At 32.3% G+C, this 15,016-nt stretch carries 13 protein-coding genes; 3 read left to right on the forward strand and 10 right to left on the reverse strand.

Going from position 1 to position 15,016, the window contains the following annotated elements:
* Positions 1–60: 60 nt before the first annotated feature.
* On the reverse strand, positions 61–1,239 hold the full coding sequence (locus tag ACFWU4_RS13515; protein ID WP_411128762.1) for a M14 family zinc carboxypeptidase: 1,179 nt from the start codon (positions 1,237–1,239) through the stop codon (positions 61–63).
* Between the two features lie 271 nt (positions 1,240–1,510).
* Between ACFWU4_RS13515 and ACFWU4_RS13520 the strand changes: the two genes are divergently transcribed.
* The 3 genes from ACFWU4_RS13520 to ACFWU4_RS13530 are packed head-to-tail and all read left to right on the forward strand — an operon-like array spanning position 1,511 to position 3,103.
* Entirely contained in the window at positions 1,511–1,885 is a 375-nt protein-coding gene (locus ACFWU4_RS13520) for a helix-turn-helix domain-containing protein (RefSeq protein WP_411128764.1), read from the forward strand.
* A gap of 40 nt (positions 1,886–1,925) precedes the next feature.
* Entirely contained in the window at positions 1,926–2,312 is a 387-nt protein-coding gene (locus ACFWU4_RS13525) for a hypothetical protein (protein ID WP_411128766.1), read from the forward strand.
* Positions 2,313–2,317: 5 nt separating this feature from the next.
* Positions 2,318–3,103 (forward strand): TerC family protein, encoded by a 786-nt coding sequence (locus ACFWU4_RS13530; protein WP_411128768.1) that lies wholly within the window; start codon positions 2,318–2,320, stop codon positions 3,101–3,103.
* Here ACFWU4_RS13530 and ACFWU4_RS13535 read toward each other — a convergent pair.
* The 9 genes from ACFWU4_RS13535 to ACFWU4_RS13575 all read right to left on the reverse strand — a co-directional run bounded on the left by ACFWU4_RS13535 (position 3,100) and on the right by ACFWU4_RS13575 (position 14,988).
* Positions 3,100–5,781, reverse strand: a complete 2,682-nt coding sequence (locus ACFWU4_RS13535) for a DNA gyrase/topoisomerase IV subunit A (protein WP_411128930.1) — start codon at positions 5,779–5,781, stop codon at positions 3,100–3,102. The two genes, ACFWU4_RS13530 and ACFWU4_RS13535, sit on opposite strands and share 4 nt — an antisense overlap.
* A 276-nt stretch (positions 5,782–6,057) precedes the next feature.
* Positions 6,058–7,908 carry a DNA topoisomerase IV subunit B gene (locus ACFWU4_RS13540; protein ID WP_411128770.1) on the reverse strand — a complete coding sequence of 617 codons (1,851 nt, stop codon included), beginning with the start codon at positions 7,906–7,908 and terminating at the stop codon, positions 6,058–6,060.
* 162 nt (positions 7,909–8,070) lie between these two features.
* Positions 8,071–8,967, reverse strand: a complete 897-nt coding sequence (locus ACFWU4_RS13545) for a DMT family transporter (protein ID WP_411128772.1) — start codon at positions 8,965–8,967, stop codon at positions 8,071–8,073.
* 44 nt (positions 8,968–9,011) lie between these two features.
* Entirely contained in the window at positions 9,012–9,488 is a 477-nt protein-coding gene (locus tag ACFWU4_RS13550) for an SRPBCC family protein (RefSeq protein ID WP_411128774.1), read from the reverse strand.
* 12 nt (positions 9,489–9,500) lie between these two features.
* Positions 9,501–10,259, reverse strand: coding sequence for a DUF481 domain-containing protein (locus tag ACFWU4_RS13555; RefSeq protein WP_411128776.1), 759 nt, complete (start codon positions 10,257–10,259; stop codon positions 9,501–9,503).
* A 70-nt stretch (positions 10,260–10,329) separates the two neighbouring features.
* Positions 10,330–11,424, reverse strand: coding sequence for a redox-regulated ATPase YchF (ychF, locus tag ACFWU4_RS13560; RefSeq protein ID WP_411128778.1), 1,095 nt, complete (start codon positions 11,422–11,424; stop codon positions 10,330–10,332).
* 230 nt (positions 11,425–11,654) lie between these two features.
* On the reverse strand, positions 11,655–12,371 hold the full coding sequence (locus ACFWU4_RS13565; protein ID WP_411128780.1) for an FISUMP domain-containing protein: 717 nt from the start codon (positions 12,369–12,371) through the stop codon (positions 11,655–11,657).
* Positions 12,372–12,614: 243 nt separating this feature from the next.
* Positions 12,615–13,520, reverse strand: coding sequence for a hypothetical protein (locus tag ACFWU4_RS13570; protein ID WP_411128782.1), 906 nt, complete (start codon positions 13,518–13,520; stop codon positions 12,615–12,617).
* 241 nt (positions 13,521–13,761) lie between these two features.
* Positions 13,762–14,988: a hypothetical protein gene (locus tag ACFWU4_RS13575; RefSeq protein ID WP_411128784.1), complete on the reverse strand. Its 1,227-nt coding sequence runs from the start codon at positions 14,986–14,988 to the stop codon at positions 13,762–13,764.
* Between the last annotated feature and the right edge of the window lie 28 nt (positions 14,989–15,016).

Raw genomic sequence — 15,016 nt, forward strand, 5'->3', positions numbered from 1 at the left:
TAAGCTTTATGCAAAAATAAAGGATTTTTATTAACAAATACGCATTAAAATTGAGTTATTTTAAGGTTTTAGTGATATTCTTTCATTATTTATGAATACGAAATCGATTTCGTCGCCTACATTTAGCATTCGGTTTTGAGAGTTTTCAACAAAAGCCTTATTAGCATCAATTTCTCTGTGCCCATAAAATTGGTCTAATTTTGCGATATTAGCTACAACAGGAATAAATTCAATTTTACTATTAACCAGTTTTTCTTCATATTGAATAGCTAAATCTAAGGACTTCGAATTTTCACCTTCTATTTTTACATTACGGATAATGATATCATAAAACTGTTTTCTATTTTCTGGTATTTTGAGGTAAGATTTATAATCTAATATATCTCGTCCTAATGCTATTGTATTTAAACCTTTTAGAATTGAACAAAAAATTAATCGTCTCACCACCTCTCTATCATAATCATTAGGACAATGACCCGCTTCATATAACAACGTTGGCACATTCATATTTTGAAACGTATCACCAACACAGTTTAAGTTAAAACCATCATCGTACCTTGCTATTCCTCCTGGCACTGCAGATTGCATCATTTCATTAATCTTCGCTATTATAGACATAGAAATTTTTCTATTCTCAGTTAATGTTCGTTCTTCATCCTGCGATGGAGACAAAAATGATAAGCTTGAAGATATTTTACTATCACCAACATTATATATTGTACGCTGCCCATGAAGGTTAAAACAGTAATCTGGCTTAAACTCATCATAGGTATTCCGCAAAACTTTACTTTCCGGTTGCGTAAGTTGTTGAGCGTCTCTATTTAAGTCTACCTCGTTGGCATTTAATCTCGTATAACGCTGAGCACCATCTGGATTTAATATTGGAATTATCATTAAAGTGCAAGCATCTAAAATTGTGCTAGGTATAGCATTGTTTGTCATAAATAGATTAAAACAATCAAAAAGTGCCTTTGTTGTTGTAGATTCATTACCATGCATTTGAGACCATAATAGAATTTTCTTCGGACCAGTCCCAAATTTTAAACTGTAAATTGACCTATTTTCTACTGAACTTCCGATAGTAGAAATTACAGATTTTGGAAACCTCACAAAACATTTTTCTATATCAGAATTGGTAATATAACGTCCAAACAATTCTGGCGTTTTAACTAAAGAATAAATACTATTTAAATGTTCTAAATTCATTAACAATACAAATTGAATTACAAATGTAATCATTTGATAATTTACAAATGTAAACGCTTAAAATAATCCTATTTGTTACATTATTAAACAAAATATTACAATGATACACCCGAACCGTTCGCAGCTATTGAAAAATATTCAATACGAATCATTTTTGGTTTTTATTTTATTGTATTTCAGTATTTTATAAACATTTATCAATGTTTTAATTTAAACATTAAAATACTAATTTTTAATATTAGGACCTAATTACAATACTATTGTTTACTTTTGTAACGTTATTTACACTAATAACATGTTTACAATGATAAACTCACAAGAATTCATATTACGGCTACAAAAAGTCATTAATTTTTACAACGAATCCGCATCAAGTTTCGCTGAAAAAGTTGGTGTGCAACGCTCCAGTATTTCACATATACTTTCGGGTAGAAACAAACCGAGTTTAGATTTTGTAATGAAGGTACTTCACTCCTATCCTGAAGTAGAATTATATTGGTTAATGAATGGAAAAGGTAATTTCCCATCTGAGCCTAAACTTTCTGAATCTCCCAATTCAAATTTCACCGAGTCTAAAATTATAAGCGAACCTGCTTCAAAGAATACAAATTCTGATTCTCAAATAGAAAAAATTGTCGTTTTTTATAAAGACGGCACTTTTAAGAGCTATAAGCCCTAAAAGTAATCACACTATTTTTATCTTTGTACAAATTATTAAAATGAAACGTGCTGTTTGCCTCATATTACCAATGTTGTTTTTTAGTTGCTACGAAATAGAACGTAACTGTAACGATTACAAGACTGGAGATTTCGAGTTTACTTACAAAGTCGATGGGACAGAAAAAATCGGTAAATTCACAAGAACTGAGAACTTAAATATAGATTATTACGAAGATAAAATAGATACATCTTCTATTCGATGGATAAATGATTGTGAATTTATTCTCAAAAAATTGCACCCTAAGAATAATTCAGAAAAAGAAGCGATTCACATGAAAATACTAACAACTTCTAGTGATTCTTACACGTTTGAGTATAAACTCGCAGTAAAAAAACCAAACAGACCCACTCGCACAGAACAAGGCGTTGCGACTAAGATCAACTAAATAACATGCTAGATTTTTTATTAAGTTCTGATGCTATAATGGCATTGATTACACTTACGTTTTTAGAAATTATCCTAGGCATAGATAATATAGTATTTATATCTATCGCCGCTAATAAACTACCCGAGCATCAACGGAATAAGGCTACTAATATTGGTTTAATACTAGCGATGGTACAACGTATTGTTTTACTATTCTTTGTTTCGTTTTTAGTGGGTTTAAGTGCGCCTTTTTACACCATTGAATCTAGCTGGCTCACTATTGCAATTAGTTGGCAAGCTATCATTCTCTTTGCTGGTGGTTTATTTCTAATCTACAAGAGTACATCAGAGATTAGAGAAAAAGTAGAAAGTCCAAAACATGACGAAGACGGAGTAAAATCAAAAATTATAAAATCGCTATCGCAAGCTTTAACTCAAATTTTAATTATAGACTTTATATTTTCTATAGATTCGATACTTACTGCTGTTGGCATGACTAACGGTTTGCACCCAAACACAAACTACACCCTCGTTCTAATGGTTATTGCTGTAGTCATTTCTATTGCTGTAATGATAGGATTCGCCAACCCAATCCGTAAGTTTATAGATCGTAATCCAAGCATGCAAATCTTAGGGTTATCATTCTTAATACTAATTGGCTTTATGCTAATTACAGAGGCTGCACATTTATCGCATACAGAATTCTTTGGAAACACGGTTGGAGCCATACCAAAAGGCTACTTGTATTTCGCAATTGCGTTTTCTTTGTTTGTGGAGTTTTTAAATTATCGTGTTAAAAAGAAAAGCTAAAATAAACTCGCTTGCCCAGAATCATCTATATCAGCATCATCTTCATCGGATGTTATATTGGAAGATCCTACCTCCTTCTTAGACGCATTAGAGGCATCATCAGATGATGAAATGGTTTCTTCATCGACAACTTCTATCTCATCTGCAGGCACTTCTTCTGGTGCTTCATAAGGTAATGAATCCATTAAGCTGACTTGATTTATTTTATCTTTAGTTAACTGATTTCCAAGGGCTGTAATGCCTTTTACTGCAATAAACTCTTCAAGATTAACTTCTAAGTTTGGTTTTCTATCTTTACCACGTTCTTTAGTAAATTCGACGTCTGCCATTGGTCTCCAATCGGTAGATACAATTTCTAATTGTGAATCTGCATGATCAGATATGAATGACTCTTCTTTACCTTCTTGTTCTATCAAAAAACGTTTTACGTAATATCGTTCTTTTTCACCGTCGTAGTAAATAGCAGAGATTGGTTTTTTAGGAATCCATTTTTCTAAAACAATCATATCACTCTCAAAATGTGTTGTGAGTTCTGGTATAATTGTTTTAACTAATCCACTTTGCGTTATGACTAGCAAACGGTCTTCACCTCTAAATTCACCTATCAACTCCCCTCTATCATCTACATTAAGGCGCTGAACTGTATCATCAAACCATATTTTACGTGGTTTTAATGTAGAAACTCCCTTTTCCTTAAGTTCTATCCGCTTAATTGAATATTTAGTCACCAAATTACCCTTAGACGTTCTACCCTTAATAAGAATATCTGCAAAGTCTAAATCCCATTTCAGTTTTTTAATACTTCCAACTTGTCTTAGCATAATAGTAACAACTTCTGCCTCTCCATTTGGGTTTGCAGAGAAGTACCAAAGCGCAGATCCTTTGTTACCATTGGTTAAATCGTACTCGCGATCTCTGGTCATGCTAGTTACAGCAAAACGCTTTACATAAGATGGTCCACCTTTACCATCGCGATAAATCATATTATAAACTGTGCGCTTATCTTTTTTCTTAAACACGGCAACATGAATAATATTTTTACCTATAAAAGTTTTTGAGTCTACTTTAGTCACCATCATTTTACCTTCTTTGGTAAATACAATGATATCGTCAATATCACTACAATCACACACGTACTCGTCGCGTCGCAAAGAAGTGCCAATAAAGCCTTCTTCTCTATTGACGTAAAGTTTAGTATTACGTATAACTACTTTGGTAGCATCAACATCTTCAAAAACTCTGATTTCTGTTTTACGCTCTTTACCTTCTCCGTACGTTTTTTTGAGTCTTTCAAAATAAGCAATCGCATAATCTATAAGATTCGCTAAGTGATGTTTCACCTCAGCGATTTGATCTTCTAAAGCATCAATTTTTTGCTGTGCCTTATCAATATCAAATTTAGAAATACGTTTAATTCTAATCTCTGTTAAACGTGTAATATCTTCAACAGTAATAGCACGTTTTAGATGTTTTATATGTGGCTGAAGTCCCTTATCTATAGCATTAATTACGCCGTCCCAGGTTTCTTCCTCTTCAATATCGCGATAGATTCGTTTTTCAATAAAAATACGCTCTAAAGAAGCAAAATGCCATTGTTCTTGAAATTCTGATAATCGTATCTCTAACTCACTTTTTAGTAACTGCACAGTGTTATCAGTTGAGCGACGTAACATTTCAGAAACACCAACAAAATAAGGCTTATTATCTTCTATAACACAACCGAGTGGTGAAATAGACGATTCGCAATTTGTAAACGCATACAATGCATCAATCGTTTTATCTGGTGATAAACCAGATGGTAAATGAATTAAAATTTCTACGTTTGCAGCCGTATTATCTTCAATCTTTTTAATCTTTATCTTACCCTTATCATTGGCCTTTAGAATAGAATCTATGAGCGATGATGTGGTTGTTGCAAAAGGAATTTCTGTAATGACAAGCGTATTTTTATCGCGTTGCGAAATTTTAGCTCTAACACGAACTTTTCCTCCTCGTAAACCATCATTATAATTCGTGAAATCGGCAATACCTGCTGTTGGAAAATCTGGCAATATCGTAAAGCGTTTGCCTTTTAAATGTTTTACTGAAGCATCTATAAGTTCAATGAAATTATGAGGTAATATTTTAGTAGATAAACCTACAGCAATACCTTCTCCACCTTGCGCTAACAGTAACGGAAACATTACAGGTAAATTTATCGGTTCTTTACGTCTACCATCATAAGAGGCTTGCCACTCAGTGATTTTAGGATTGTAAACCACATCTAAAGCAAACCTAGACAAACGTGCTTCGATATATCTAGATGCTGCTGCTCTATCTCCTGTTAATATGTTTCCCCAGTTTCCTTGGGTATCTATTAATAAGTCTTTTTGACCTATTTGAACCATGGCATCTGCAATACTCGCATCTCCATGCGGATGGTATTGCATGGTATGACCAACAATGTTTGCTACTTTGTTATAGCGACCATCGTCTAAGTCTTTCATAGAATGCATTATACGGCGTTGTACAGGCTTAAAACCGTCTTCTATAGCTGGTACCGCACGTTCTAAAATTACATAAGATGCGTAATCTAAGAACCACTCTTTATACATGCCTGTAACCTTAGTTATGGTCTCCTGAGGTTCTTGCTCTTGCTCGTTATTTATGTTTTCTAATTCTTCGTGTTCTTCGCTCATGCTCTTTTCTGACATTCCTGTAAACTCAGGAATCAATTTTATTCAAATGGTAGTTATTGGGTTCTTTTATTTACTTCTTTTTTGTATTGAATTTTTAATCATTTGCATCGCAAAAATCATTAAACTGACTGATCCTATCCCAAAATAAACATTACTATTTTCTTTAAACGATAAATCAGAATAGTTAAGTTGCGTCAACCAAAATATTAGAATCAAAACAAATATTATGGTGATTGCATTAAATACTTTTACCGCTCCTTTCATTTAAAATTGGTTTTATTCAACAACATCTAATTCAACCTTAAGGTTATCAATTATAAACTCCTGTCGTGTTGGTGTATTTTTACCCATATAGAAGGATAATAACTCTTCTATAGACATGTCTTTGTCTAACATTACAGGATCTAATCTAATATCATCTCCAATAAAATGAACAAACTCATCTGGAGATATTTCACCTAAACCTTTAAAACGTGTAATCTCTGGTTTTGGTTTTAATTTTTCTACAGCATCTCTACGCTCATCTTCAGAATAACAATAAATGGTTTCCTTTTTATTTCTTACCCTGAACAAAGGAGTTTGCAAGATGTATAAGTGACCTTCTTTTATCACCTCAGGAAAGAACTGTAAAAAGAATGTTATTAATAGCAATCTAATGTGCATACCATCGACATCGGCATCTGTTGCAATAACGACGTTGTTATATCTTAAATCTTCCAAGGATTCTTCGATATTTAATGCTGCTTGAAGAAGGTTAAATTCCTCATTTTCATAAACAATTTTTTTACTAAGCCCATAAGAATTTAAAGGTTTCCCTTTTAGGCTGAAAACAGCTTGCGTATTAACATCTCTCGATTTTGTAATACTACCAGAAGCCGAATCTCCCTCAGTAATAAATAAGGTCGTATCTAAATAGTTGTCTTTTTTAGTATCACCAAAATGTACACGACAATCGCGCAATTTCTTATTATGTAGACTTGCTTTTTTTGCTCTGTCTTTTGCTAATTTTCTAATACCAGATAATTCCTTACGCTCACGTTCCGCTTGCAGAATTTTACGCTGAATTTTCTCTGCCGTATCAGGATTCTTATGCAAATAGTTGTCTAAATAGCGTTTAACAAAATCATTTATATACGTTCTTACTGTTGGTAAGTCTCCTCCCATATCTGTAGAACCTAGTTTTGTTTTGGTCTGACTCTCAAAAACAGGTTCCATCACCTTTATAGCAATCGCAGTAACTATAGATTTCCTTATATCAGAGGCCTCATAGCTTTTACCATAAAATTCTCTAACTGCTTTTACTATAGATTCTCTGTAAGCTGCTAAATGCGTGCCACCTTGTGTAGTATTCTGTCCATTTACAAACGAATGGTATTCCTCGCTATATTGTGTTTTACTATGCGTTAATGCAATTTCAATATCATCGCCTCTTAAATGAATTATTGGATAGAGTAAATCCGTTTCATTTATCGTTTCAGATAATAAATCTTTAAGCCCGTTCTCGCTAAAATACTTTTCACCATTAAAAACAATCGTTAATCCAGGATTTAAGTACACATAGTTTTTGAGCATTTTTACAACGTACTCGCTTCTATACTTATAGTTCTTAAAAATTACAGTATCAGGTATAAATGATACCTTAGTTCCTTTTCTCCTAGAGGTATCATCTAATTGTTCTTTGTTAGTAAGATTTCCTTGTTCAAACTCCGCAGATGCTGATTTTCCATCTCGCGTAGATTCTACTCTAAAGTAGGAAGATAATGCATTTACCGCTTTTGTACCAACACCATTTAATCCTACAGATTTCTTAAAGGCTTTAGAATCGTATTTACCACCTGTATTCATTTTAGATACCACATCTACAACCTTACCCAAAGGAATACCACGACCATAATCTCTGACTATAACACGTTCGCCTTGTATTGAAATTTCAATGGTCTTACCAGCTCCCATTACAAACTCATCTATAGAGTTGTCTAAAACCTCTTTAAGCAGAATGTAAATACCATCATCTGGAGACGATCCATCACCTAACTTACCGATATACATACCAGGTCGCATTCGGATATGTTCTTTCCAATCGAGTGAGCGAATATTATCTTCAGTATAATTAGACTGTTCTGCCATAGAAATAGATACGGATTTTTACGTGAAGGGCTAAGATAAGACTATACGTTAAAAAATGAAATACGGTTTGAGTAAAGTAATTAACAATAATGTCTTTAAAATGTTGAGAACATTGGTATTCAATGGATATAGATTACAATTGATGAAATACTTCGTGCCTTACTATACCTTCTTACTTTTTGAAACTAATAAGATGCCTAGAATTACAACCATAGTTCCAATAATTTGAAGACCCGTTAAACTTTCATTTAAAAAAACAACAGCAAGTATAATTGTTGAAATTGGTCCGATACCAGCAACCACAGCAAAATTTGAAGAATTTATTAATTTAATGGATAATGATACCAAAAATGACGGAATTACGGTTGCAAAAACTGCAATTGCTAGACCTAGCGCATACACTTGCCATGGAAAATTGAAAAGATTAACTTGAGAAAATATCCCGAAATGTACAAAAACACATACACAAGATACGAGCATCGCATATGCTGTAAATCGCATGACACCAAACTTTGGAATTAGCCAACCGCTACCAACTAAGTATGAAGCATAAGTTATAGCACTCAATAACACAAAAAAACCGCCTAAATAAGCATTATTACCAGATATTGAAACTTCACTACCAAATGTTATTACAATACCAACATAAGTGATAAGTATTGCTAGTTTTTGTTTGTTTGTAATAGTTTTCTTTAGAAACAATTTATTAAACAGTAAGACAATAGTGGGATAGATAAATAGAATAATCCGTTCTAAGCTGGCTTTTATATAAGTTAGACCAACAAAATCGAAATAACTTGCTAAATAGTAACCAACAAACCCGAAAAATATAAGCCATAGATAATCTTTGCGTGCAGTAGATTCTTTCTTTTCATTTCTGTAGAAGTAGGCTATTGCTATATAAAACGGAAATGCAAATAGCATTCTCAATAAAAGCATACTTAGCGCATCTATATTGTATCTATAAGCCAATTTTACCATGACGGCTTTAGACGAAAATAGTACAATACCAAGAATACCGAGTAAAATTCCGTAAATGAACGTTTGCTTAGATTTCATGGCGTGAAATTAGAGCTGTTTCCTAAAATAAGAAAACACAAAAATTAAGAGTTACGATGTTCAAGGTTGGTAATGGCTTCTGCTTTAGTCTTAAGAAATCCATTTCTTGTTATCAATAAATTCTTCATGTATCGAGATAAAAAAAGAGAATTTGCTAATCTACCTAGAATTCCAAAAGGTGATTGAAAATGAAATTTATCAATCATAATGGTTTGATTATTAGCATAACTAAACAAATGTTCGTGTTTAAAGGACTTAAATGCACCTGATACCATTTCATCTACAAAATAGTTGGGAGTATCAAATTCGGTAATTTTAGAAGTTAATTGCTGTTTTACACCAAAATGAGTGGCTTCCCAAGTCACCCATTCTCCGAGTTCAATTAAACCTGAAGTTTTACCTGCTATGGCTTTCTCATTTGAATGTTCGAGCGATTTTTTATGGAAATCAATATCGCGTGATAAGTCAAAACAGGTTTTTATATCTGCATTAATTACTGTTTTAATTTCTAGTGTTGGCATGCTATACTATTTTCAAAAACTCTTTACGGTAAAGCCAAACGTTAAGAATTGATCCCCTTCTTCTTGGCTTGCAATGACCACACTTTCAAATGTACGACGGTAATTAATATTAAAACTGAGAAATTTCCAAAGTGGAAACTCTGTTGTTAGCTCCGCTTGCCAACGGTAATTGTCACCTTGTTCTAAAGACGGCTGAAAATAACTTTCGTGCTTAATAACAACCTTTTTCTTAAACAAAGTATACTTACCATTAAGCCATAACGTACCTCTAAAGGTATTTATAGAGCGCGATCCATTAAATTCTGAATTATTAAACTGATTACTTTTAAAGTCAGTTTCTTCATACTCAAATGTTAAAGACGCTTTAAGCCAATTTTCTTTCTGCTTTATTATTTGATAGGTTGCACCTGCACCAACGATATACCTCAGGTCGATTTCTCGTCTAAAATTAGTACTCACAAAACCCAATACTTGCGGATAGAAACGTTGCTCTGGATTAAAATAAAGGAAATTGAGGCTTAAAAAATCAGAATCAGCCTTATCCTTATCAAAGGCTTGGTAAACATAAGAATTCGTGTTTTTGAAAACCCATTTTTTCCAAGGTTTCACACTAAAATCAGAACGACCTCGCAATATCAAGGTTTCTACATTTCCGCTTTGCCAAAAGCCCGTTAATGCTAAACTTCCTTTTACTTTAAGTGAATCGCTCTCATTAATCTGAGCATTACAAAAAAATGTAGAAATAAAAAATAAGAAAATGTAACGTTTCATCTTATCTCTATATAATTGAGTCGTTTAAAATAGCAACAATGCTTGTATAAGCATTTGGTTTTACAGAAATTTACACATTAAACAAGAAATGCATCACATCACCATCTTTAACAATGTAATTCTTTCCTTCAACACGCATTTTACCGGCCTCCTTTACTTTACTTTCACTACCATATTCTACATAGTCATTATAAGCAATAACTTCTGCTCTAATAAAACCTTTTTCAAAATCGGTATGAATAACTCCTGCAGCTTGTGGTCCTGTGGCACCAATATTTACAGTCCAAGCTCTAACTTCTTTTACACCAGCAGTAAAATACGTTTGTTGATTTAGAAGCTTATATGCCGAACGGATTAACTTAGCAGAACCTGGTTCTTCTAAACCAATATCTTGCAAAAACATTTGGCGTTCTTCGTAATCTTCTAACTCATTAATATCTGCTTCTGTACCGACAGCTAAAACTAAAACTTCTGCGTTCTCATCTTTTACCATTTCACGCACCTTTTCTACATAAGTATTTCCAGTAGTTGCAGCACCTTCATCAACATTACAGACATACATAACAGGTTTGTCAGTAATAAATTGAGACGGTTTTACATAGTCTTCATAATCTTCATCAGAAAAAGAGATTGCTCTCACAGAAATACCTGCCTCTAAATTCTCTTTAATATTTATTAAAACCGCTTCTTCTTTCTGAGCTTCTTTGTTACCCGTTTTTGCAGCACGTTTTACTTTATCTAATTTCTTCTCAGCAGTTTCTAAGTCTTTTAACTGCAACTCCATATCGATCGTTTCCTTATCTCTTATTGGGTCTACAGAACCATCTACATGGACAATATTTTCATTATCAAAACAACGTAGTACGTGCAAGATAGCATCGGTTTCTCTAATATTAGCTAAGAACTGATTTCCAAGACCTTCTCCTTTACTCGCACCTTTCACTAAACCTGCGATATCTACAATCTCTACCGTTGCAGGTATTACTTTTTCTGGGTTCACCAATTCCTCTAACTTAGATAGTCTTGGATCTGGTACATTTACCACACCAATATTAGGTTCTATAGTACAAAACGGAAAGTTGGCGCTCTGTGCTTTAGCGTTAGACAAACAGTTAAATAAAGTTGATTTTCCTACGTTTGGTAATCCTACAATGCCTGCTTTCATAATATGTCCTGCAAAAGCAGGAATCTCTTTTAGTTAAACTTAAATTCTCTCATTTAAGAGATTGCAAATGTAGGTAATTAGTAGAATAGTTGAATTAAAAGTTTTGAAATTAATTAGAGACTACACAAACAAATTAAGGATTCACTTTAAGTAAAACTGAATGAAATAAAAATGACAACCTGCAAGGAACAAGCTGCCATTTAATTAACTAAATCAACCTATTTACTAACCTAAATTTTTATGCATCTTATGCCAGCTCCTATTTGAATAGCGTTTAATGGATAACTTATCGTCGCTTCATCAAATAACTGCACCATAGTTCTTGTTGAGCCATTTGTATTTGTTGTTGCCCAAGTACAAATTCCTTCGGAGAGTGTTGGGCCTCCCAATGCATTTACATAACCATTTGGTAATCCATTAAATTCCGCAGCATTTGTTCCGTTTCCGGAAGCCGTCAACCAACCTGAATCTGATTTTAAAGCTACCGCTTCATTACCAGCATAGCCATTTGCAGCTAAATAATTTTCTAATGTTATAAAATCTTCTGCAGATGGTATTCTCCAACCTTCTGGAGCTAGTTTTCCACTTTCAATTGCCCAATGATTATACATTGCTCCATAATAATCTAGAGGCATATCAACATCTACAACATCATTTAAATCGTCCGTGTTGGCCCATTGATAAAAGGTTTCTTGGTTATTTAGACTTCCCCAATTATTACCGTGTTCTGCAAATGTGTAGGGTGTAATTGGTGTACCATCATTAAAAGTAGTCACCTTGAGGTTTTCTAGCATCCAAATTTGATCACCAATGGTTATGGTATTATACACATTACCGTCTATGTCTGTTACTGTTATAGGCTGTGGCTCTTGGTTATCATCGCTAGAACAGCTTGTTATAGTTATACTAAATATTATAATAATCGCAAGTTGAGTTAGTTGGTTCATCTTCTTTAAAGTGTTGAGTTTATTTATATAACAACTCAACTTTTAATTTTCCTGAAAATTAAAATAAAAAGGTTGTTCGTATAGAAGGATTTTATGCTGCGCTTAACGTGTTTGTATAAGATTAGTTGCGTGTTTAAGCAACTAATTTAGCAAATACAAACCGAATAGAAAATCCGTGAGGATTTTCGTAAGTAGGCTTGCACTAGCAATTAATTTTATACGGTGTTAGCCATTGTTATTTTATTATTCAGACCTATTTGAAAAGATACGTTCCTTTTTATTTTTCAAATCAGTATTAATTATCTCAAGTAGTTTTATCGTTTCTTGTGTATTGCACGTATAAAAAAGAGGCTTATCTACAAGTGCTTTATTTAAACTGTATTTAGTAAATTTAGTATAATAGAATTTTTTAGAAAGGTTGGAGTCTAAATAGCTTAACTCGTAGCAGAAATAAAAATCGTTTAATTTTTTTTGTTTTAAATTAGTTCTGAACTTAAATCCTAATACGAATTCTTGGTTGCTTTCTAATGAAATGTCTAAGGGATTATTTTTTTGTGTATCTGAATATATTATTTCTCCACTTTCACTAATAATATATTTTCTATATGCTATTGATTTTGCAGTCCTCTTTCCAATATTCTGAATATCGAGTCTAATATACTTTTCATCACTATTTATATCGGATAATTTAAGAGAACCATTATTAGATATATTAGGTCTTTCTGAATATATAATATTATCTAAGGTTTTTTTTGTGGCAATATTAAGACGCTCAATTGAATTTAATTGTAATCTATTAATGTTTTGTAATTCAGAGTTAATTTCTTGAATTTTGCTTACCTCACTTATTAGGCTATCATTTAACCTTTTAGAATTATCAAGTTGCACTTGGAAAAGACTATCGGATGCAATAGAGTTTTTACTGAATTGCATTACGCTTAGTTCTATAGATTTTTGTGAATAATACAACGCAATTATAGCACATAGTAACGAAAGTAAAGAAATTGCATTTTCTTTAATTTTATTAATTAATGGTTGAATAAGTTTTACCAACTTCATAATTGTAGAGTACAGAAACAAGACTAAAGAAATTGTATTTGCCTTAAATTTTTTTACAGTTAGTTGTACAATATTTATCAACTTATTCATTGATTCACTCTGTTTTTTTAATAATGGCTAACGTTGTGATATGAGTCCGTTATAATGACTTATATCAATTGTAAAGCGAAGTTAGTTTTTATAGAGCAGATTATCTATACCTAACATTACGAAAATTTAACTAAAAGTTACTTTATTTTTGTGCCCAAATGTCTATCTATTGAAACTCAAAAAACAAGAACTTAAAACCTTTAGCTTATTAAATTGGAGTAGTTAAATAGTTTATCGAAACTTAGAGTCTATTTCTATACTTTTCTAGACTTTCAGAATCTTCAGTATATTTATATGGATAAATGTTTTCAGGAGCATATTTATCTAAAATACTTATCAATTGTTTAGCTCTTTTCTTATCGTTTTCATCTAAAAGATAACTAATTTGATTTAATAAATTATATCTGTAAAATTCTAATTGAGCTAATTCATCAGGATTATTTAAATCTATATATTTAGTAAGTTTCAATGTTCGAGAAATAGACTTTTTATATTGATCAAAGTCCTCATTCTCTAATTCGGAATACACTAATTGGTTAACAACAATTTTTGAACCTAGGTAATCTCTTAAACTCAATTCGCTACTTCTATCGAAGCCTAGGGTGAAATAAATATCTCTTTTAAACTTATTTTGTTTTAAAAAACTCAAAAAAACTCTATCACCTCTAAGAAGATGTCCTTCATAACTGGCTTTGAGCATCCAAGAAAAATCACTGATCTTAATTAATTTGTCTGGCCATTCTAGGTAGTCAATAGTTTCGAGCTCCTTTTTAGGAATATCAAACGCAATTATGTTATTTACAGAAAGAAAATTAGGGTACCACACTGTATTCAATAAAGTTACATCAACTAAAGATATATCATTACGAAAATTCTCAACTGTTTGCAGATAATATAAAGGAAAAGTCGACATATCACCTGAAGATATCAGTACTGAGTTTTCACTACAAGCCTCTAAAACTTTTCTGTGAGTTTTGAGTGCGTATTTACTAAAACCACCTCTTCTTTTGCCTTCTTTGAAAGCCCAAATCGCAGAATCTTTTTTCTGCTCATAAAGGTATTTAAGCCCTAAAGAACCCCATTCTGCAGAAATCTTAGAATAAGGATCAAGAAATAATAATTCTCCCGAATACTTTGGTGTTATCTCATTTATTTTTTCGAATTGTTCGCTAGATTTTATAGTTAAATCTACACTCAAATCAATAATTTTTCTACCGTCTTTCGAATTCATTCTACTATATACGTAGCCTAAAAAGTATAAGGCTTCTGCATTATCAGGTTCAAGTTTAATGGATTCTTTAAAGGATTTTAGTATTGAAGTGTAATTGATTTTATCATATTCATCTCTATCTAAAGTATCTATTCGTTTAAACTCATTTTTTGCATTTTCGAATACTGTTTTAACATCAGTTTGACCATAAACATTGATATAAGAAAGGACAATAAAAAACACTAATAAATGACGCATATAAATTTTATAGTTTAATCGAAAATAA

The sequence above is a fragment of the Winogradskyella sp. PE311 genome (assembly GCF_046545555.1).
Taxonomy (GTDB): domain Bacteria; phylum Bacteroidota; class Bacteroidia; order Flavobacteriales; family Flavobacteriaceae; genus Winogradskyella.